The organism is Marinomonas ostreistagni, assembly GCF_016461785.1.
GTDB lineage: Bacteria > Pseudomonadota > Gammaproteobacteria > Pseudomonadales > Marinomonadaceae > Marinomonas > Marinomonas ostreistagni_A.
Genome location: NZ_JAEMUH010000008.1, coordinates 85,200 through 106,626, shown reverse-complemented (window position 1 = coordinate 106,626; position 21,427 = coordinate 85,200). Strand labels below are relative to the sequence as shown.

The 21,427-nt window shown below is 47.8% G+C and carries 20 protein-coding genes; 7 read left to right on the top strand and 13 right to left on the bottom strand.

From position 1 onward, the window contains the following. The first annotated feature begins 199 nt into the window (after positions 1–199). Genes JHD44_RS09920 through JHD44_RS09905 form a run of 4 tightly spaced genes read left to right on the top strand, consistent with a single transcriptional unit; the run spans position 200 to position 3,774 of the window. Positions 200–511, top strand: coding sequence for a hypothetical protein (locus JHD44_RS09920; protein WP_199462598.1), 312 nt, complete (start codon positions 200–202; stop codon positions 509–511). Beyond that, complete coding sequence (locus JHD44_RS09915) at positions 508–2,325, top strand: PepSY-associated TM helix domain-containing protein (RefSeq protein WP_199462597.1); 1,818 nt, start codon at positions 508–510, stop codon at positions 2,323–2,325. The genes JHD44_RS09920 and JHD44_RS09915 overlap by 4 nt, the downstream gene beginning before the upstream one ends. Next, positions 2,322–2,675: a DUF3325 family protein gene (locus tag JHD44_RS09910; RefSeq protein ID WP_199462596.1), complete on the top strand. Its 354-nt coding sequence runs from the start codon at positions 2,322–2,324 to the stop codon at positions 2,673–2,675. The genes JHD44_RS09915 and JHD44_RS09910 overlap by 4 nt, the downstream gene beginning before the upstream one ends. A gap of 10 nt (positions 2,676–2,685) precedes the next feature. Continuing rightward, a complete protein-coding gene (locus tag JHD44_RS09905) occupies positions 2,686–3,774 on the top strand; it encodes an alpha-hydroxy acid oxidase (protein WP_199462595.1) in 1,089 nt (362 codons plus the stop codon). 3 nt (positions 3,775–3,777) lie between these two features. Here JHD44_RS09905 and JHD44_RS09900 read toward each other — a convergent pair whose 3' ends face one another. The 11 genes from JHD44_RS09900 to JHD44_RS09850 form a co-directional block, all read right to left on the bottom strand. Continuing rightward, the gene (locus JHD44_RS09900; RefSeq protein ID WP_199462594.1) at positions 3,778–4,464 is read right to left on the bottom strand and encodes a Fe2+-dependent dioxygenase; all 687 of its coding nucleotides are present in this window, start codon (positions 4,462–4,464) and stop codon (positions 3,778–3,780) included. A 132-nt stretch (positions 4,465–4,596) separates the two neighbouring features. Continuing rightward, positions 4,597–6,819 carry a TonB-dependent receptor gene (locus JHD44_RS09895; protein WP_199462593.1) on the bottom strand — a complete coding sequence of 741 codons (2,223 nt, stop codon included), beginning with the start codon at positions 6,817–6,819 and terminating at the stop codon, positions 4,597–4,599. Positions 6,820–7,049: 230 nt separating this feature from the next. After that, the gene (locus JHD44_RS09890) at positions 7,050–7,793 is read right to left on the bottom strand and encodes a hypothetical protein (protein WP_199462592.1); all 744 of its coding nucleotides are present in this window, start codon (positions 7,791–7,793) and stop codon (positions 7,050–7,052) included. Beyond that, the gene (locus JHD44_RS09885; protein WP_199462591.1) at positions 7,784–8,680 is read right to left on the bottom strand and encodes a metal ABC transporter permease; all 897 of its coding nucleotides are present in this window, start codon (positions 8,678–8,680) and stop codon (positions 7,784–7,786) included. The genes JHD44_RS09890 and JHD44_RS09885 overlap by 10 nt, the downstream gene beginning before the upstream one ends. Further along, positions 8,670–9,368 carry a metal ABC transporter ATP-binding protein gene (locus tag JHD44_RS09880; RefSeq protein ID WP_199462590.1) on the bottom strand — a complete coding sequence of 233 codons (699 nt, stop codon included), beginning with the start codon at positions 9,366–9,368 and terminating at the stop codon, positions 8,670–8,672. Before JHD44_RS09880 ends, JHD44_RS09885 begins: the two co-directional genes overlap by 11 nt. Beyond that, positions 9,365–10,216 carry a metal ABC transporter solute-binding protein, Zn/Mn family gene (locus JHD44_RS09875; RefSeq protein ID WP_199462589.1) on the bottom strand — a complete coding sequence of 284 codons (852 nt, stop codon included), beginning with the start codon at positions 10,214–10,216 and terminating at the stop codon, positions 9,365–9,367. Before JHD44_RS09875 ends, JHD44_RS09880 begins: the two co-directional genes overlap by 4 nt. A gap of 8 nt (positions 10,217–10,224) precedes the next feature. Then, positions 10,225–10,665, bottom strand: coding sequence for a hypothetical protein (locus tag JHD44_RS09870; protein ID WP_199462588.1), 441 nt, complete (start codon positions 10,663–10,665; stop codon positions 10,225–10,227). Then, the gene (locus JHD44_RS09865) at positions 10,652–10,957 is read right to left on the bottom strand and encodes a hypothetical protein (protein ID WP_199462587.1); all 306 of its coding nucleotides are present in this window, start codon (positions 10,955–10,957) and stop codon (positions 10,652–10,654) included. The genes JHD44_RS09870 and JHD44_RS09865 overlap by 14 nt, the downstream gene beginning before the upstream one ends. Beyond that, entirely contained in the window at positions 10,957–11,766 is an 810-nt protein-coding gene (locus tag JHD44_RS09860; RefSeq protein WP_199462586.1) for a DUF4198 domain-containing protein, read from the bottom strand. The genes JHD44_RS09865 and JHD44_RS09860 overlap by 1 nt, the downstream gene beginning before the upstream one ends. Positions 11,767–11,782: 16 nt before the next feature. Continuing rightward, the gene (locus JHD44_RS09855; protein WP_199462585.1) at positions 11,783–12,256 is read right to left on the bottom strand and encodes a DUF2271 domain-containing protein; all 474 of its coding nucleotides are present in this window, start codon (positions 12,254–12,256) and stop codon (positions 11,783–11,785) included. A gap of 14 nt (positions 12,257–12,270) precedes the next feature. Further along, complete coding sequence (locus tag JHD44_RS09850) at positions 12,271–12,876, bottom strand: PepSY-associated TM helix domain-containing protein (RefSeq protein WP_199462584.1); 606 nt, start codon at positions 12,874–12,876, stop codon at positions 12,271–12,273. Positions 12,877–12,986: 110 nt separating this feature from the next. On the opposite strand from JHD44_RS09850, the gene JHD44_RS09845 reads away from it, so the two are divergent. Continuing rightward, positions 12,987–14,678, top strand: coding sequence for a flavodoxin domain-containing protein (locus JHD44_RS09845; protein ID WP_199462583.1), 1,692 nt, complete (start codon positions 12,987–12,989; stop codon positions 14,676–14,678). Here the strand turns inward: JHD44_RS09845 and JHD44_RS09840 are convergent, their stop codons facing one another. Further along, entirely contained in the window at positions 14,679–17,090 is a 2,412-nt protein-coding gene (locus JHD44_RS09840; RefSeq protein ID WP_199462582.1) for a DUF2309 domain-containing protein, read from the bottom strand. Further along, positions 17,090–18,643 carry an NADH-quinone oxidoreductase subunit L gene (locus JHD44_RS09835; RefSeq protein ID WP_199462581.1) on the bottom strand — a complete coding sequence of 518 codons (1,554 nt, stop codon included), beginning with the start codon at positions 18,641–18,643 and terminating at the stop codon, positions 17,090–17,092. The genes JHD44_RS09840 and JHD44_RS09835 overlap by 1 nt, the downstream gene beginning before the upstream one ends. 128 nt (positions 18,644–18,771) lie before the next feature. Here JHD44_RS09835 and JHD44_RS09830 point away from each other — a divergent pair, with 128 nt between their 5' ends. Beyond that, entirely contained in the window at positions 18,772–19,653 is an 882-nt protein-coding gene (locus JHD44_RS09830; protein ID WP_199462580.1) for a LysR family transcriptional regulator, read from the top strand. A gap of 116 nt (positions 19,654–19,769) precedes the next feature. Continuing rightward, positions 19,770–21,350 (top strand): L-lactate permease, encoded by a 1,581-nt coding sequence (locus JHD44_RS09825; RefSeq protein ID WP_199462579.1) that lies wholly within the window; start codon positions 19,770–19,772, stop codon positions 21,348–21,350. Positions 21,351–21,427: the final 77 nt, after the last annotated feature.

Below are 21,427 nucleotides of genomic sequence, written 5' to 3'. Positions count from 1 at the left end.
TAGAATTAAGATTTGATTGACCAATTGGGAGGGAGATCTTTACAAATTGCAGAAAACAAGTAAATAAGAATGAAAACGATTATTGGTAAATGTATGTAAATGGTTTTTATTTACTTAAATTTACGTTTGGGGTGTCGCTTGGTATGTAACTTGTAAATATAATCATTCTCATCTTTAAATGGGGATGAAATGTTTAATAATGTTGCATGCAATTAAAAAAGGGTATGGCCTTGCTCTGTCGCCGAAGATGTCTTTAGCGATCCGTCTGGCTGTAGCATTGATTGGTGGATATGTTTTGTCCGCCGGGTTAAGTCTATTAACCAGCGCTATCCTTGGCGGCACAGAGCGTGAAATGCGCACCATCGTGCATTTTATGTTTTTCCTCTATTACGCCTTTTCTATTATGACCTTCGTGGCGATTAACTCTCTTTACCGTAGCGCCTGGATTGCGTTGGGTGCCAACGTAGTGGTGTGGGGATGCTGGTGGTTACTCGGAGGGCAAACGGTATGAAGGGGCCGTTACGTAAAACCATGACATGGCTGCACACGTGGAGCAGCATTTTATTAGGTTGGTTACTGTTTGCGATTTTCCTAACGGGTACTTTGTCGTATTTTCGTGGTGAAATCAGCCATTGGATGACGCCTGAGCAGCATGCATCATATGTCACCGACGATACGATTATGAAGGCCTATGAACGTCTTTCAGAGGTAGCGCCTGACGCCAATAGCTGGAGTATTTCTCTGCCGACTGTACGTGATAATACGGTAGGACTAAGTTGGCAGAACGAAGGTGAAAACCAGCGTCGCCGTGGTCCTCAAGAAACCATGAACGCTGCGACAGGTGAATCCATTGATGGGCGAGAAACCCGTGGCGGTGACTTCCTGTATCGCTTCCACTTTGAGTTGTACGGCATGCCGCGAGGCTTTGCTCGAACCGTGGTCGAAATTGCCACCATGGCGATGTTTATTGCGATCTTAAGTGGCATTGTGATGCACCGGAAAATCTTCAGTGACTTCTTTATGATGCGCACCAAAAACCGTTCTTTAGGCTGGGCGGATGCCCACGCGGTGACAGCGGTGCTGGCGTTGCCATTCCACATTATGATTACCTTTTCTGGTTTGTTGCTGTTGTCCTCTAGTTTAATATTTTGGACGGAAAATACTCGTGGAGGCGGCGGTGGCGGTGAACGTAACCAAGCACCTAATGCCCAACAGCAAATGGCAGAGAACGGCCCGCGCGGTGGACAAGGCGACTTGGCCACATTGACGACTACCCGTACAGAAGGTGGGCGTATGACGGAACAGCGTACGCAAGCTATGAATGGCGCTCGCGGACAAGACAGGGCCCGTGCTGGCGCTGACACTTCAGAAGTACGCGCGAGACCGAATCGTGATGCTCGCGAAACAGAGGGTGAGCGTCTAGGTGAACGAAGAACCCGCGGCGAAGGTCGTCAAGCGGCTCGTCATCAAGGTCGTCAAGACATACCAACACCACCTTTACGTAACATGCTGACTCAAGCCGAATTGTTGTTTGGCGGTGATATCAACCGAGTGCAGGTTCAGAATCCTCTGACAGCCGATGCGACGTTTACCTTTTCCCCTGTGGATCGCCATATGTTAATGGCGGAGCGTGGCTCCAATGACAGTGTCACGTTCTCAGCGACGGGATTGGAGGTCGAACGTAGTCAAGCGAAAGCGAGTGAAAACAATTCGTTCTTCAGTGCCGCCGGCGGTGTGCTGCATACTCTACATGAAGCGCGTTTCGCAGACGCGATTACCCGTTGGGCGTTTTTCTTAGCGGGTGTGATGGGCACGATTATGGTGGGAACGGGCTCTGTCTTATGGGCGGTCAAGCGTGCCAAACGCCAGATGGGCCAATTCGGTTATGAATTAGTGGTGATCACAAATATCGCCAGCATTGCTGGTTTGTGCGGTGCGGTGGCAGTGTATTTCTGGTTAAACCGCTTACTGCCTGCAACCTTCGAAAATCGTAGCAACTGGGAAATCAATGGCTTCTTTGTGGCTTGGCTACTGTCATTGATCCATGCGATTTTCTATCGCAATAAAGGCGCTTGGGTGGTGCAACTCGGCATTGCTGGTGCACTGTTCTGCTTGATTCCTGTATTGGACACGCTAACGTCTTCCGCTAGCCTTTTACATGCCATCGTTCATGTGGATGTCTTGCGTTTAAGTTTCGATGTAATGTGCTTGCTATTAGGCGGCATTATGTTGGCCACCGCGCGTTACTTACAGAATAAGGCTCGTCGTGTCGCATCCCCAAAACCAGTCACTCGTAAACCCACTTTAGAAGGAGCTGCAAAATGACCGCATTATGGGGGATTTTAATTGTCAGCTTCTTTAGTTTTATGCACTTTGCTGTGTCGGTGCAAAAGCACCATCGCGATCTGTATAAGAAAATGGCGATTACCAACAAAGAGTTCCGTGTACTGCAAAGTGTCGCTTGGATAACATTGTTGTGTACCTTGATCCCAGCGATTCAGCATTGGGGTGTTGGCATTGGTATCATGACATGGCTATTGTTGATTACGGTATCTGCTCTTGCGGTGACTGTGCTAGTGAACTTTGCACCAGAAAGCTTTGCCAAACTATGGCGTTTGTTGGGCGTGGTGCGTTTTATTGCACCGCCCGCAGAGCGTCCGCAACGAACAAAATAAGAGGTTTTAAATGTCCACCATCCCTGTAGGTGTTTGCTCATTAGCGGATTATGAGCAACATGCGAGAGAAATATTACCTGCGCCTACATGGGCTTACCTCTCTGGAACGGCTATGGACGGCCTGACGTACCAACGTAATCGTCAAAAGCTCGATGAGGTCTTGTTACAGCAGCGTGTGTTATGTGAAGACATGGCCAAGGGCGGTTGTCAGCAGACCTTATTTGGCCAGCATCTGGCCATGCCATTGTTGGTAGCGCCGCTGGCCTATCAAAAGTTGGCTCATCCCACAGGAGAGCTCGGAACGATGCAAGCCGCAGCAGCGCAAAAAGTAGGGTTTTGTTTGTCCACCCTAGCCAGTGCGCCTCTGGAGGATGTGGCGCAAATGTCGCCAGAGGCCACCCGTTGGTTCCAGTTGTATTGTCAGCCCTCCCGTGAAACCACTTTGCAACTTGTGCGCCGTGCAGAGCAGGCCGGTTACCAAGCGATTGTTGTGACTGCTGATGCGCCGATTAACGGCGTACGTAATGCTGAGCAGCGAGCAGGCTTTTCATTGCCAGAGGGCGTCAGAGCGGTGAATTTAGAAAGCCTACCTAGTGCAGCGCAAGGCGACTCAGTTTTTTCCTGTTGGATGGGACAGGCTGCGGATTGGCAAACCCTCGCTTGGTTACGTGAGCAAACTAAGCTGCCACTTTTATTGAAGGGCGTTATGTCGATACAAGATGCTCAACGTGCTGTTGCACTTGGGATAGATGGCATCATCGTCTCTAATCATGGCGGCCGTGTACTCGATAGCCAACCTGCTACCATTGAGGTCTTGCCAGCCATTCGTGCTGCGCTAGGCAAGGAGACGACGGTTTTATTGGACAGCGGTATTCGTCGTGGCAGTGATATTTTTAAAGCGATTGCGTTAGGTGCGGATGCGGTATTGCTTGGCCGCTCGTTGTTTTACGCTCTAGCCGTGGCGGGTCCATTGGGGGTAGCCCATTGCTTGCGCATCCTGCGGGATGAATTGGAAGCCACCATGGCACTGTGTGGCTGTGCCAGTGTGCAGGACATTACGTCCGAATGCTTGTATCAACCTAATGCATCGACGTTCTGAACATTAGTTGGTTTGGCTCCATTGGCGGAGCAGGTTGTGATACACCCAAATTAGGTTTTGGATATGTTCGCTTTCTTCGCCGTGTTCTTTTCTAAGGCCTTGAATACTTTGATCAAGTTGATGCAAGGTGCGACGTTGTTCGTTATCGGACACTAAGCTTTGTAGCCAAAAAAAGGAGCTGACACGTGCGCCTTTAGTCACAGGGTTAACTTTGTGTACGCTGGTTGAAGGGTACAACACCATATCTCCTGCTGGCAGCTTAACTTCTTGGGTGCCAAAGGTATCTTGAATGACCAACTCGCCACCTTCGTATTCTTCTGGTTCACTCAAGAAAATCGTCATCGATAAATCGGTGCGAATCTTTACCGGTGTGTTGGGCACCTGGCGGATGGCGTTATCCACATGGTAGCCAAAGGCTCCACCTCCTTCGTAGCGATTGAACATCGGCGGGAAAATTTTGGCAGGTAGGGCACTGCCCATAAAGTCTTCCCGTTGACTCAAGGTATGTAATAAAAAGTCCCCTAACTTGCGGGCTAATGGATCTTCTTGGTTAAGCTGTAAGTTGCTTTTCTGCTGTCGTGATGCGTTGCCAGCGGTGAGTTTACCGTCTTGCCAATTGGCTTGATCTAAGGCTTGGCGAATCTCTTTGACTTGTTCTTTGGTGAGAATATTTTTGAGGTGTAACAACATGTTGAAACGCTTCTTATAAAGGTAAATGAAAAGCTAAAACGGCAAAGCAGCTGTGCTGAAACTAACACAGCTGCTCTGTAAGAGCGAAGAAGGGGAGTCACTTGGCTCTTATCTAGCTAGATTGAAGCCGTCTTAGAAATCGTACTTCACTGTTGCCTTAACATTTCGAGGGTTGCCAGGTAAGAAATGGCCTTTAGCGCTGTAGTCTGATGCGTAACGTTCATCGGTTAAGTTGCTGATGTTAAGCTGCGCTGACAGATTCTCGGTGAAGGCGTAGCTCGCCATGGCATTCACTAAAGTGACATCACCGGTGGTGAAGTAAACACGGTTTTGACGCCAGTATTCGTTGCCTGAGTTGTACTCCGCACCTAAGCCTAGGCCTAACTTCTCGCCTTGGTAAGACAGCCACACAGCAGCCGAGTCTTTTGGTGCAGAGCTCAAGCCATTCCCTGTTGCATTGGTGACTTCTCCTGAACGGTTTGTTCGATCTGCCGCTTCAGTGACTTTCGCATTTTGATGAGTGTAGCTAGCAGTGATACTAATAGTATCGGTCAGTTGACCTGTAGCAGACAGTTCCATCCCTTTACTTTCTTGCTCACCGGATGCTTCCAAAACGTTATCAACTGTTTGGTAAACGTCTTTGTTGGTTTGGAAAACAGCGGCTGCTAGTAGTAATTTGTCGTCAAATAGTTCCCACTTCGTACCAACCTCTGCAGTGATGGACTCGATAGGATCTAGGCTTGCGTATTCTGCAACTTGCTCAGCACTACGACCATTCAGAGATAAATTGTTGCCGTTAGGTTCTTGGTTATTGGCAAAGGATGCGTAAATACTTCCGTTGTTGCTTGGTTTAAAATTGATCGCCGTATGCCAGCTAATTAGATCTGATTTGTCGACAGCGCTAACGGATGTCGCACTCGTGCCGCGACCAACGTTTTGTGTACTGTCAATTTTGTATTTCTCTAGACGTACGCCACCAGCTAATTGAAGCTTGTCATTCAGCGTGGCGGTGTTACTTAAGTAAGCGGCTAAGCCGGTTGCGGTAGCATCTTTAGAGTAACCATCTACAGTGTACGATCCTGTTGCTGTGGTGACGCCGGGGTTTGTTGCATCGTAACTGGTCTGTGAGCGCACGACATTGTCCAAACTTACATTTGGTGTCTTTTGTGTCTCTTGGTAAATCTCTGCACCCACTACAAGATCATGTTTGACTGAGCCCGTCATTATTTCGCCTAAGAAATCAAATTGCGAAACAGCCAGTTGGTTCTCACTGAAGTTAGTGCTGGCACGCTCAGTGCTATAAGTGCCATCTGAGTTTGGCCAAGGGCGTGTAACGATGCTCTTGGTTTCTGTTTCACCAAAGCGAGTTTGGTTGCGGAAGGCCCAGCTGCTATTAAGTTGATGGTTGATGATTGCTGTTAAGGTTGTTGCATCGACTTCTTCGAAATCTAGCCCTTTAACACCGTAGTAATTACTCCAGTACTGTTCTGCGATCATACCCTCTGGTAAACCTGTTTCAGTTGAAACAGTTTCCGTAACGAATGGCAAACCAATCACAGGAGTGTTGTCTTGCTTCATATGCATAAGGTTGATGGTCAAGTCTGTGTCTTCACTGACTTTAGTGAAATAAGATGGCGCGATAGCGTAACTCTTGTATTCTTCTTCGCCGTTGTCCCAGTAGTCGCCACCTTGTTCAGCCATCAGGTTTAAGCGCAGAGCGCTGTCATCTGATAGCACTTTATTAAAGTCACCTGTTAAGCGGGCTGTATCACCCTCATCGTAAGAGGCGCTGATACTGCTTTTGTCACCACGTAGGTTAGCTGCTTTGGTGACTAAGTTAACCGATCCACCTGCTGAACCTTTGCCTGAAATAGTGCCGTTGGCACCTTTCGCTACTTCAATTTGTTCTGTATTGAATGTATCGCGACTGTAGCCTGCCACATCGCGGATACCATCAGAGTAGATGCTGCCGTTTGCATCAAAGCCACGAATGGTCACGTTATCTGTTGTGTTAACGTTACCGCCACCGCCTTCACCGGCACCAAAAGTAGAAACACCTGCTACGTTACGTAGGGCATCTTCAAGGGAAGTGACGCCTTGATCTTCTAAAACCTGTTCGTTGACAATATTGATTGTCTGAGGAGTATCTACTAATTCCTGAGTGTATTTCACACTCGCTGCTGATTTCACCGCATAACCATCTTGCGCAGTATCAACTACTTCAATCTGTTCCAACTCAACGGTGCTTGGCTCTGCTGCAAGAGCTGTGGAGCTCATCATTGCAAGTGCTGAGCTGACCGCGATAGCGATGGGTGCTACTTTGAAAGGAGTGTAACTAGGAGCCGCGTTTTTCATTCGTTTATCCATACAAAATTTATATTAGTGTTATTTATATTTTTAATGAGAAGCGAATGCTAAACGATAATCAGTATTATTTAAATAATAAATTTACGTTGATTTACATTAATTTGCATTAATTGATTTTGAGAATAAAAAAAGCGGAGTTCAGAAACTGAACTCCGCTTTAGCATGCTAGGAAGATAGTTGAGAGAAAAACGCTCTGTTTAGAACGTTGAAAACAGTTATTACGGCATGGATTGGATGGCTTGTTGCCAGCGTTCAACAAACGGTACCTCACTGTAGCGACTGAAGTCGTCTACCTGCCAAGTGCTTGCTGAAGCCTTGCTTGAGAGAGTGACAGTGTTTAACCCCTCCGCTTCAGAAGCATCAAGAGTGGGCAGCAATAACCCCTTGCTAAAAGGCTCTAATGAGGATTTATCCAGTTCAATGGCGTCGTATCCCTTCATCAGTAAAGCGTCATCAATATCCAATGCTAACTGACGTAACGCTGCACTAGTCGTTTGATAGTTTTGACTGATCTGCTCTGCGTATTCAGGCCATAGGGTGGACAAGTCTCGCTTTAAAATGCCGAGCATGAGTAAGGCGTTATTGGTGTTCAGCCAAAAGTACTCATCAGCTTGATGAGTAGCCACTTGTTCTCCACCAGGGATCAAAGCTTTGGCGATATCAATTGGCACAATGCGAATATTACGACTGCGTAAAGGCACGTAGAACGCAAGGTCTGGGCGCATAGAGCTGATGTTTACAATGGCATCAAAGTGCGCCATCGGTTCCGTTGCCGAGCGGTTTAGCCAACTCGGTATACGATTGATCGGTAGCCGGGTAGGAGGCAAATAAGTGACCTCAATAGGTGTGTTTTCGCTGAGAGCGCTACTCATACTATGGGCAATCGGTGACACCGTCGCGAGGCTAGCCGCGTGTCCAATATTGGCAAGAAGCGCGAACAGACTGATTAGGATTATGCGCATGCCGGTTGTCCTCCTTTACGCAACGAATAAACAGAAATGGCGATAACGAACCACACACACGCCACTAGAATGATGGCAGGGCCAGTGCCAATGGCCCACTTCATATGCATGGGCAGTAGCACGCCAATCAAGGCGCTGGTGGTGGCAATCAGTACGGAATACCCCACCATGCCACGTAAGTCCCGAGCCATTAATCGGGCGCTGGCCGCTGGGATTAACAGTAGTGCGCCGACTAAAATGGCGCCGATGATTTTGACGGCTGCTACCGTGACTAATGCAATCAGTAGCACAAAGCCATAATCATGCAGTGTGGTGCGAATGCGTCGTGAACGAGCGATGTCTGGGCTGAGGGCGTTTAAGTAGGCATCGTTGGCACTGAAAAACGCGAGGACTAAGACCACACTGGTGATGAGGGCCAAAATCACTAAATCATAGGCAGAGGCCGTTAAGATAGAGCCAAACAACACTTGTTCTACCAAGTGTGCATTAATCTTCTTTGCGACAAACATCAGTAATGCTGCGCCGAGCGCCAAAGCAAAGGCGAGGAATACCCCAATCAAGGCATCGTAAGGGACAGTGGTTCTGCCTCGTACCCACTGCAGTGTCAGAGCAAATAGGACCGAGAAGGCGAATAGACTGATCCAAGGTTCGGTGACAGGCTCTCCCATCAAAATACCAATGGATACACCAGTTAAAGCGCTGTGCCCAACCGCTTCGGATAAAAATGCCAGGCGTTTTACCACCACCAAGGTGCCTAATAAGCCGAGTAGAGGGCCGATCATCAGGCAGGCGATGAAGGCATTAACCACAAAGCCATAACTGAACATAGTGGGTAATAAGCCAGCGTCCACTAGCCCTGAAAAGAAACTGTGTAGATTAGCTAGCATGGCGAAGACCTAAATGAAGGCTGTTTATTTGGGAAAAAACAGTGTCGGGAGAATCGTGGTGCAGCAAGCCGCCATCAATCCATGACAGGGTATCACAATGAGCCTGTAAGATTTGCCAGTCGTGCTCGATCATAATCAGCGTACCACCTTCGGCTTTGAACTCGCGGAGCAGAGACATAATTTGCTCTCGACCTGCTTTATCAACTCCTGCTAACGGTTCATCCAATAACAGAATGTCGGGTTGTTTAACCAACGCACAAGCCAATAAAACCCGCTGCCGCTCTCCTGACGAAAGCGTGCCTAAGCGTTTATTAAGTAGACCTTTGATTTGTACTCTTTCGATCACTTGCTCAATAGAAGAGTTGCCTCGATAGCGCCGCCATACAGGTTGCTTATCACAATGCATACGTAAGAAATCCAGCGCCGTCACGGGAAGTGAAGCATCAAAAGGTGATAATTGAGGCATGTAGCCGATCTGCCCACGATCTGCAGGCCAATGTAAGGCTATTTCACCCACATGATTGTGAAGGCCTGCGATCGCTTTGAGTAAGGTACTTTTACCACCGCCATTGGGGCCAGCAATGCCATGCCACAAGCCACCCTCTAGTTGCAGGCTTAGTGGTGTCACGAGGACTTGTCCTTTTACTGTGACACCAACATTAGATAAATGAAGACTTGGTCCCATCATGAACTCAGTGCCTCAGCCAGTTTGCTTAAGTTGTGCCCCATTTCTTGCTCGACTTGATCTTTACTGTACGCGCCATGAGTCATATGGCTGAAGTAATAAATTTTGATCCCAGTTTCACGTTCGATCAGATCCACGTATTTATTTTCCATGTTCAGCTCGGTGAACAGTACGTCAATGTTCTGCTGACGAATGGTTTCGATGGTTTCTTCCAGTTGCGATGCGGTAGGTGCAACACCGTGGGCAGGCTCGATGACCGCAGAGACGGTTAAGCCAAACTCTTGTAATAGGTAAGCGTAGGCGCCGTGGGTACTGGCAATGCGTAGCTTGCTAACGTCTTTATTCAGCAGTGCTTGCTGAACCGGTTTCTTTAATGCTCTTAGCTTTTTCGCGTATTGCAGCGCATTTTTGAGGAAGTATGCCTTGTTGTCTGGATCCAAAGCGCCCAGCTCTTTAGCGATGGTGTAAACCTGGCGAATGGCAGCATCAATGGAGACAAAGGTATGGGGGTTTACTTTCTCATCGTGTCCGATTAATGGAACATCTTTATTGGCGTAAATGACAGTCAGGTTTTTTGGCTGGAGACGATCAACGGTATTGGTCGCAAACATGTCGTGACCGATGCCATTCACTACCAGCGCGTCCAAACCGTTGAGGCGCTCAATATCGGCAGGGTTTAGCTGGTAATTATGCGGGTTAAAACCACTGTCGATCAATGGCAATACATCGGCTTTGTCTCCCACGATATTGCTCACGTAGGAATAGTATGGGTGCAGTGTGATGCCAACTTGCAAGCGGGCGTTTGCCTGAGAGCTGAGTAACACCAAAAGACTGAGTAAAAGTAAACGCATGAGGGTTCCTATTGGTTAAGCGAATGCCAATCAAGCGAGGCGTGGCAGTCAACAGCTTGTTCTGACGGTGCCCAATGAGCATCCCAGCCTGCTTCATGACGCTCGATAACGAACACATATTGACCTTGAAACAAGCTAAAGCAATGTTCATCTTGCTGAATGAATGACTGGCTCTGGTAAGTTGGAAGAGGAAGGTCAGCTAACTGGTAAGGGGCACTGATCAGCTCAGCTTCTTCAAATAATTCGATTTCCTCTACCGCGTTGCTCACCTGAGTTGCTAAATTGCTCAGGTGATTGGGTAATTCTGACAACGCTTTAGGAGACGCAGAGTGGATCAGTGATAGCAAGCTGACGGCACTGATAAGTACCGCGGCACATACCAATAGAAAGTTACGAGTCTCCCCGCGACCATCCGCTGGCGCAATGATCTCAATATTAGAATTCGGCATAGTCGAACTCAGCAGGATCTTCGTGGCCAGGATCGAAGATTAAGTAATATTCACCATCTGGCTGAGCAAGACGAATTTCACCATCGTCATCGGTGGTGAGTGTTTGCAGCACGTCATCGTCATAGCTACGTACTTCTACGTGCTCGTTGTAGGCGACCGAACCGTCACTGTAGGCGGCCACACAAACCACTTTTTGCTGATCCAGTTGGCAATCTAACGTAGGGTAATGAGCCATGGCTTTGCTCGAAAGCAAAGCCACTGCGCTACCCAATAATAAGGCAGCTTTGGTCATTATTCGTATACCACTTCAAAGGTGTAGAACACAGTGTAAGACTCTTTATCTGCCAATGGGTCATTGCTTGGACCGCTGTAAGAAACCGCAGCGTTGTAGCGACCTGCATTGTCTAGAGTAAAGCTAGCAACACCGGATTTGTCTGTGCTGACTTCAACAGGCTCTTTGGCAATGCCATACATTGCAGATTCTGCTTTGACTACAATGTTCGCGCCCGCTAGTGGCTTGCCATCCATTAGGGTTTTGATTTCGATTTCTTCGCCGTTAATGTAATCGGCTGGGTGGGTCACTGGCACCATTTCAAAGCCTTGGTTGCTTGGCTTCAATACCGTATCCGTTGGCGCTTTACTGGTGATGTATGTTACGCCAGTGCGGCCCATTTTTGTGGTCTCGATATTTTTCGCATCCGCAGGGATTTGGTCAGCCATTTCTTGCTGATTACCACGTAGACGCTTACGAGTATTGCGTTCACCGATCTCATAGGTGGTCATGTAGCCCGCCATGCTGGAGCCGTAGGTGATCTTGTAAGTGCCTTCTTCGGTGACAGCAAGATCAAATGACGTACGTGTTGCGCCTTTTACCATGGTGCCAAGGTCGCGAATACGTTTGCCGTCAGGACTGTAAACTGTGACATTGTCAGGAGAAACGGCTTTATCAAAACGATACACGTCGTGTGTAGCTGTTACATCAACGGCCACATTAGCAGGCACGGCTGACAGAATGGATTTGCTTGGTAATACCATTAGATCGTGAGCAAAGCTTGAGCTTGCCGCAACGACAGCCAAAGCACAAAGACTTGTCTTAAACATATTCAATCCTAACTATTTAGGGGTTAATGGAAATTTGGATAGGGCCGATTTCAGCCTCTGCTGGAATGTTGTACTGTTTGGCGCTATTCAGATCGATGTTGGTTTTCACTAAAGATCGGCCACCATTTTCTCGGGCAGCTTCGACGTACAGGGTGAACTCGCTCCAGTCACCAAGGTCTAGGGTTTCTTGGTAATGGCCAGGGCCTTTTGTCGCTCCGGTTAAGCTGTCAACGTGGGCATCATAGCGACCAATTTTGCGCCACCAGCGGCGCAGGTCTTTCAGCCACTTGTCTTCTTTGCCTTGTAAGTGCCAGACCAGCAGCGGTTTGGATTCTTTGCCTTGCTCAGCCCAAATAGCCACATAAGGACGGGCATACTTTCCAGTCGTCACTTGAGGAATGTCAAAAGACACCTCCATCGACGCAGCCTGTGTGATGCCAGCAAAGCCTAACGTTGCGGCCAAAATGGACGTTTTACACAATGAGCGCATCAAGCTCTCCTTTGTTAATGCATTAGAAAAATGGTCACTACCATGACAATTGCCCCGAGCCCAACCCAGCTCAGTGTGCTTTGTCGCTGTAAAGCGTTGGTCAATAACAGCCACAACCCAGTGGCGCAAAAGACAAACATACAAATACCCGCGAAATCTGAGAGAAAGCGCCAAAATCCCGTCACGTGTTTGCCACGGTGTAAGTTGTTGAGCATTTCTAAAAATGGCAGATCGAGTACAAACAGCTCGGCGACCTCGTCCTCTGGGTAGACTTCAACGGTATAGCTACCTTCCGGTGTTTCTAGGTTGAGTATTAGTAATGATTCTTCCAGCTCCCAACCGATCTCGATGTCAACGCCATGAATGTCATGCTCTATGTCTAACCAATTCACAACACTGAAGGCTGTTTTTGCAGACTCTGTTTGCCAGTCTAGATCTAGTAAATAGTCTGGCAAATCAATGATCTGGTTTACTTTTTTTGTTTCACCTAGTTGCCAAGTCGTATGGTTCAACAATACCCCTGTTAGGGAGTAAAACAGCATCAGTAATAGCACTGGCGCCGCACTGTAAATATGTAGCCATCGAGCCCAGCGATTAATGATTGAGAGTCTAGTTGTCATTAAATAGTATTCAAATGTAAATAATTCTCTAATGATAATCGCTTGCAATTGATATTTGCAATATAATGACAATAATTATCAATAATATTTCCAGTATAAGTGAGGCTTGGGTGTCATCAACTTGGCTAACAAAGGCTGTGCTTCAGTTTGAACGTGTGCTGTGGCTCGTCAGCAGCGGTATGTTATTTGTGCTTGGTTACCTTTGGGGGGTGCTGGAATTTGGTATGAGCCACCCTCTGTCATTTATGGCTTCACTAGAATCGTTAAGCAGTTTTGAATTTGCCGAGCAATCTGTACATCAGTTACCGGGAGGCATTTGGGCGCATATTAGCGAAGGTGAGGTAGGTTACGTTTTTACTCGTACAGAGCAGCTTTTTATCTCAACTGTGATCTTTTTCTGTCAGGTCATACTGGCCATTATTATGATGCTTTGTCTAATCACTTTACGTGATAAGTCTTATCGTATTTACTCTGGGGTAGTCTTGTACGCCAGTGGCTTGCTTATGGTTTCGCCGCTTTACTCACTGTATGAATCCGGTACGGTATTGCCATGGTGGGAGTTAGTACGTGTGGCAGGCGCTTTATTGTGTGTACGTTGGGCGGCAAAGTCTTTGCCGACTCCACAGCCCCATAGTCAGGCGCTCATCGTCTATGCCAGCCAAACTGGCAGTGCAAAATATTTGGCTCAACGCCTACACGATACAGCTCATGCATTAATGGATATTGCCTGTGTTTCGACGCTAACTGAGCACACACTTCAGCGTTATCAGCGAGTCTTCTTTGTAGTGAGTACCTATGGGCAAGGGGAAGCGCCTGACAGTGCTCGACGGTTTGTTACTACATTGCAGGAGGCAAACTCGGCTGCCTCTCAAACCCAATTCAGTGTACTCGCATTGGGTGATCGAAATTATCAAACGTTCTGTGCATTTGGTCATTATTTGTCTGAGCTACTAGAGCAAAAAGGCTACCAAAGAGCCATTCCTACAACAGAAATCGATCGAATGGATCCTCAAGGGGTCGCTCATTGGTGGCAGCAAGTTGGGGAATTGCTAGGTATCCATACTGCGCCTGAATTATTTGAATACGATGATTATACGGTGGTGGCGAACGAATGTTTGAACCCAGAGCAAACGCACCGCTTGGCTCATCGAGTGACATTGTTTAGAGCCGATGTGCGCTATGAAGCTGGTGACTTATTGGCAGTACAGCCTGAGCAAAAGGATGAGCATGAACGCCTTTATTCGATTGCATCTTACCAAGACAACACAATAGAACTTTTGGTGCGTCAGCATATCCGTGCGGATGGAACCATTGGGCTGGTATCGGGAATGCTGAGTCAGTTAACACCGGGGGATCGTGTATTGGCCAGTGTGCGTGAGCATACGACTTTTCATCCAAAGACAACTGTACCTTGGATTATGATCGGCGCGGGTACTGGGCTTGCGCCGTTTATCAGCTTTTTAAAGAAACGCCAAACAGGGCAAGACAATGCGCCATGTTGGTTATTTTTCGGTGAGCAATATCTAGAACATGATGACTACTTTGCTAAGGAGCTGACCGAGTTCCAGAAGCAGGGAATATTGACACGTTTGGATCGAGCATGGTCTCGCAGTGATGGGGTCTATGTTCCGGACTTATTGCAGCAGTCCCACAAAGCTATTCGCCAATGGGTGGTAGAACAAGGGGCGCATGTTTACGTATGTGGTAGTCGAGCAGGTTTTGGAGAGTCTGTGCTCGCGACTCTCCAAAATATTTTGCCGGAACCGCAGTGGCAGCTTCAACTGCATACGGATCTTTATTGATTAATCATTAGCGGGGCAAGGGTGCCACTCACCAGCATGAAAGCGGTGGATGGACTGGTCTTGCCATTGGAAAACATAAAGCCACTGGTGATTGATCAAGTGTTGCAGCAATGCATGCTTGGAAACCACGGCTGCAATAGCGGATTGTGGCGCACGAATATAGACCGCTAATCGCTGCGGTGTGTGCATCCATTGTTGGCCGTCGTGCAGAGACTGCATGGCGAGTCCAATACGCAAGTCCCCGCCGTTGCCCTCAAATACACCAATATGATCGCCCACAGCGTTATGCAGTACTTTATTACCGCTGCCGAACTTAAAGTTATCAGTGGTTGATAAGTTGTATTGCATGTTAATCCAATGGGTGACCAGCATTGGAGCCGTCATCAGCCGTTCTAACACGGCACTGTCTGGATCAAGTTGAAAGTCGTAATCGTGTAAAAAGCAGCGACCATTAAGATCTAAAGCTCTGGTGTACTGGCGTGGCGCAATAATAAAGGCATTATTGTCAGCCAAGCCCCATTCAGGTCGTGTTTGTGACCAATCTTTGGCTCGCTTTAAATAGGCTTCATTACGTTCCTGCTTATCCATTTCCAGTAAGGCCGGATCAAGTCGAGGGGCACGTTCAAGTTGCGTTAGATAAGTGGCTTGCTGCAGCCAGTCGTAAACAAAGCTGTCACGAACTTCTTGGAAGCAGGTGACATGATCAGTCATCGTGTTATGCAAGGCGGCGACGAACTGGGTATGGCTAGGAATCTCGTGTCCAAGTTTGGCTAATGCCTCACGCACCTGGGTATCATTCAGCAGCTGAGCCAATACACGGACGTTCACTTCCCCCGTTTGTCCGCCACATGCGCCACATTCCAACCCAGCGCTTTGCAAGTTGTTGCAGCTATGGCTGCCATGCCCCACCAGCAACACAGTGGGGGCGTAATAGCGTAGCCCCATGGTGTCCAGAACCCCTTTTGCCAACAACGCTTGGTCATCAACACTCAAAGCATGGCCTTGACGGGTTAACGTCCAATGAGTGGCATCGGTAGGCGATAAGGCATGACCTTGATCGCCTTTTAGGCTCTTTTTGAACAGCTTAAAGGCATACCACCAGCCCATGGACTCAACCATCGAAAAAGTTGCCGCGGCTGCATTGCCCCAGCGGTTCCAGCCAGCATGGCGACTGGTTTGTGCTAGCTTATGCTCGTTTGGTGTACTCTCGAAGACGCGAATGGAAGCAGGAACCAGCCCCGGTAATTGTGGCCGAGCAACTTGAGTGCCAGCTTGCTCGTACTCAATGGGCAGGCCGAAGAATCCTGCGAAACCATAGGTTTCCACCTCGCTACTCTGGCTTTCTAGAGCGCGTCGATAAACTTCTGAGCGCACATCGATACAAAAAATAGCTTGCAGGGTCGCATTGTCTGAAGTGTTAGGTTGTGCGTTAACGAGCTGTTTTTGCAAACGATGTTGTTCACTCAGTTCTAGCGCTCGGGCCCAAATACGCGGGATGCTCAGAGCATCATGATGTTGACTGCGCAACTCTTGAGTATGCAGTAGTTGCTGTCCCCAGCGCTCTTTCAATGCCTCGAATTCGTCTGCTTGGTGTTTCTCTAAGTAGCGCCAAATAACCAATTCCCAAGCTAACTTGATGGCAAGCAAAGAGCGCACATCGTCTTGGCTTTTACCGACTTTCTCCGCTTCGAAAGCACGATAAGCCAAATAGGCGCCCCAACCATTAATGTCTAAGAGTAATGCTTGGCCGAAGTTGTAAATGCTTTGACTGGGAACTTTTAATTCGTTGAGAGCGGTGACAAATAATTGCTCTTGATCGTCTGGTAACAAGTCAAACTCATCATCTAGATGGCTTTCTGACAGGATGATCGATAAGCCTCTGTCCATGCGAGATACTTGTAGCCAATGCTGATACAGGTTTAAAGACTGCTGGCGATATTGGCGCTGGAGCATGGGGCGCTGATCTTGATAATGGGCAGCACAGAACTGGCTAATTTGATGAGTGATCTCGTCGTGCCACGACATTTTATGATTGCTACGAGTTAAATCTGCCCAATCGGCAATGTTACGCCAGCTTTGCACGCGTCCTGTGTCTTTGCTCAGATGAACAATCAGCGCTTCCGCAGAAAGGTTCAGCCCGTATTCATGGGCGGCTTGCAGCAGTTGCTGATTTTGAATACGACCTTCTTCGTACCAACTTAAGTAGGTTTCTACTGGCATATGACAGCGAATGCCAGCCAATAAGGACATATCGGTGGCGACGTTATCAAAGGGGCGATCCACCAAGTTCCAAAGCGGATTCACTGCAATCATGCGATCGAGTGGCCAGTTTGGCGCTAGACATTTTGTGGCACGTTGTAGCGCCTCTTGCTGCTGTGTTGTCAAGGATTGGGAGAGAGTGAAATCAGACATTATTTTTTCCAACCTTTTGACAGATTAGGGAACAGCAATGAAACACCGTGGTGTTTCGCTTTTGAATAAGCCGGTAGTGCAACAGGCCAGATTTTTAAGGTCACCTTGGTGAACCATTCGTCCATATAAAGGCCGGCAAATAAAATCACTGAGAAGCGATTTACCCAAGCGAGATGGGCGTAATAACGCAAACAAACCGCTAACACGAATAAGCTGATGAAAATTCCTGACACCCAAAGGTCAGCAGCACTTAATGGAATTCCTGTATGGCTAGCAATGTGTCCATGAAACAGCCATCCAAGCGCTGTCTTTAGGCCTCCGTAGAGCAATGACAGGCCAAATGTGAGCATCAGCAATCGAGGCCAAGGCACCGGTTTGGGAATACTGCGTCCCTGTGCAACCAATATCGTTAACGCAAGTGCCATCAACAGCCAAGGGCTCATCGGACCTTGATAGTGCCAAAACAGAGCCGAAAAAATAACGGTGATAGCACTGAATAGAAACGCTGACAGCCAGATAATGGGGGTTGGCGTATCATCGGGTGCGGCACGGCGCGTGATGAATTCCTGAACGGCACTGCTAGAGTTTAAGAATGCGTGCGCTTTATAAACTGAGTGTGTTAGTAGATGCAGAACCGCCAGTTCGTATAAGCCCAGAGCACATTCTAAAAGCATTAACCCCATCTGCGCACTGGTCGACCAAGCGAGACGCACTTTTACACTGATTCGTGTTGTCATAATCAGAGCACTGAATAAGGTCGTGAATCCAGCGACAATGAGCAGTAACCAAGTGGCTGAATGACTTAGGTGTAGCAATGGATAGAACGTGAGTACCAGATAGCCACCTAAGTTGATGATGCCGGCATGCAATAATGCACTGATGGGGGTTGGTGCTTCGACCACTTGCATAAGCCAGCCATGCACAGGGAGCTGCGCACACTTCATGAGTGCTGCGACGGCGATGAGGCAAGCCGCTATTTGCTCAGACCAAGATAGGGCGTCATCTATGTCGGACATAAGCTCAAGCAAATACCAAGTTTGATGTTCCCAATACAACAACGCGAAAGCGACAAGCAAGGACAGCTCAGCTACCCGAGCAAGAATGAATTTCTTGTGGGCCGCTAAGATTGCGCGGGGGCGTTCAGGATAAAACGTGAGTAGAAAGTGTAGGCCAAGGCTGATGCCCACCCAGCCGATCCAGAAACTTAATAAATGATTGCTAGATAGTGTCAAGGTGACGGCGGCTAAGGTGAGCATCAGCCAGCGGTAGTACTGTGCGACGCGTTGCTCCCCTTTCATATAATGCTGCGAAAACTGCACCAATACCCAGGCCATAAAGACCACCAATATGAGCATCAGAGCGCTAAGTAACGACCCGTGAAAAGCGGCTTGAGGATCAGGCGTTGTGACAAGCCAAGAGCTCAAAATGCCGAGCAAAAGTAGAGGTGCGCTGCGAACACTCCACAAGGCAATGCAAGCGGCATGACGCTCCAATCTTGATAAGCCACATAAAATCCCTGAAACGGCGAACAGGGCAGGTAAAAGAAACGTCATGAAAGTCATAAATAAAGGCGCTACATCGAGTGAATCCATTTGCGCTAAGTATGACGGGTCTTTAAAGTTAATAAAAATACATATATTTTAATGTATCGTTCTTTTTTAGTTATGAATTGAGCCCCCCTATGCCTCGTTTGAACTACCACCACCTCTATTATTTCTGGCGCGTGGCCAATATTGGCCACTTAACCCAAGCCGCAGAGCAGTTGCATGTGTCTCAATCTGCGTTGTCGGCACAAATTAAGCAGCTTGAAAATAAAATAGGACGTACCTTGTTTGAACGAGAAGGACGCCGCTTAGTGTTAACGGATGTTGGACGTCGAGTGCAAAGTTACGCACAGGATATTTTTTCCACAGGAGAAGAGTTGGAGCAGTATTTAAAGAGCGGTAATACCTCGCATACGCACTTAAATATTGGCTTTGAAACCCACTTATCCCGTAACTTTATTGAGGCGTTCATTACACCGTTATTTGCCCAAGACGACGTGAGCTTTTCGTTGTATGCCCGCACCATGAGTGACCTAACAGAAGGATTGTTAAACCACGAATTGGATATCGCACTGACTAACCGAGCCATCACCAATGATGTGCAAGGAGTGCTGTGGCAAAACCAATTGGTAGCGCGACAATCTGTAGCGATCGTTGGTCCTTATGGGCAACAGCCAGAGCAACCTTTTCCAAAAGGTTACGAAGACAAGCACTGGATTTTGCCCGCACGGAATATGGGCATACGCTCGGTGTTTGAATCCTTTTGTGCTACCCATGAATATCGAGCGGATATTAAAGCAGAAGTAGACGATATGGCGATGATGCGTCTATTGGCCCGTGACAGCGGTTTTCTATCGGTGATGCCACCAGTGGTGGTAAAGGACGAAATCGAAGCCAAGAAACTTGAAATTTATCAAGAGCTTCCACAGGCCTATGAGCATTTCTATGCGTTGCAAATGCCGCGTAAGTTTATCCCAGAAGTGCTATTGCATCTGCTGCGTAGTCATCAACTGGAATAACGAGTGTCATAAATAGTCGTTATTTTGAAACGCAATCGAATACTTTGCTGACATTTGCACTGTTATTGCATTCCTCCCTAGAGATAATGACGAGACAGCAAACTCGGAGACCGTGTATGGATACCTTAGTCGCTCTTGCCCCTGTCATCTTTTTGGTTTGGAGTATGACCAAACAGCGGCCGTTGGCAGCGCACGTTGCGTTACCCTTGACGGCTTTATTGGTGGCGTTGCTTCAAGCGTTTTTTTTCCAAGCAGATTTAACGTTGCTATTGGCCAATGCCATCGCTGGTGGTCTTTCGGTGTTTACGCCTATTTCGATTGTTGCGGGAGCGATTCTACTGAATCGTGTACTGGTGATTTCTGGCGCGGAGAATACCTTACGTCAATGGCTTGAAAGCATCAGTCATAACAAAGTTGCCCAGCTGATGATTATCGGTTGGGCGTTTGCCTTTATGTTGGAAGGCGCTTCAGGTTTTGGCACGCCCGCTGCGATTGCAGCACCGATTCTCGTAGGACTTGGCTTCTCTGCCATGCCGGTGGCGTTATTAACCCTCGTGATGAACAGTGTGCCTGTGTCATTTGGTGCGGTTGGCACGCCTGCCTGGTTTGGCTTCGCCGCTCTTGAACTTAGCGAAGCGCAATTGCTGCAAACCTCCCAATGGACGGCATTAATTCATTTAATAGCAAGTTTGATTATCCCTATGCTGGCGCTGCGTTTTTTGGTCAGTTGGCAAGCCATTCGTCAGAACCTTCTCTTCATTCTAATCAGTGCGTTAAGCTGTACCCTGCCTTTTTATTTGTTGGCGCAGGTGAACTATGAATTTCCATCATTGATCGGTGGCGCGATCGGATTATGTGGTTCGATTCTGGCAGCGAAATACCATATTGGGTTGCATAAAGAAGGCGACGGAAAGCGTTCAGAAGTGACTCAATTGCCGAAGATCGAGGTGATTAAAGCTCTTTCACCGTTTATTTTGTTGATTGTTATTTTGCTGGTGACTCGTATTCAGCAGTGGCCATTTAAAGCTTGGCTCAACGATGATACGCCTTGGCTAACGTTGGGAGACTTTGGTGTTAGCCAAGCGCTGATCTTGTCTTGGTCATCCATTTTAGATACCAGCGTCGGTTGGTCTTATAAAACCCTTTATGTGCCAGCCTTGATTCCATTTGTCGTCACGGTACTGGTGCTGATGCCAATATTGTCATTGTCACGTCGTCATTTAAGTCATGCGGTAGAAGAAACTTGGGGGCGGATTAAGTTACCTATCCTTGCCTTGATTGGCGCTCTGATGATGGTGAACTTTATGATGCAAGGGGGCGAGCAAGCGCCGATCTTTATCATTGCCAACAGCCTTGCCAGTACAATGGGATCGAACTGGAGCTATGTCTCTGCTTTATTGGGAGCGTTGGGCTCGTTTTTCTCAGGTTCTGCGACGGTCTCGAATCTGACCTTTGGCGGTATTCAATACAGTATTGCCGAGCAGACCAGTTTGCCGGTGAGTGTGGTGCTGGCATTGCAATCTGTTGGCGCGTCCATGGGCAATATGATCTGTTTAAATAATATCATCGCCGTATGTACGATCTTAGGTATTAAAAACCAAGAAGGCGCGATGATTAAGCGTACCATCTTACCGATGCTAGCTTATGCCGCCATTGCTGCACTGATCGGTCAGATAATTCTTAGATTGCTTATATAGCAAGCTAAGCACTTTGTCGTTATGCTGTGAACTAAGGTACATCGGGTGCCGAATTGTTAGGAAAAGTACGTCGTCGT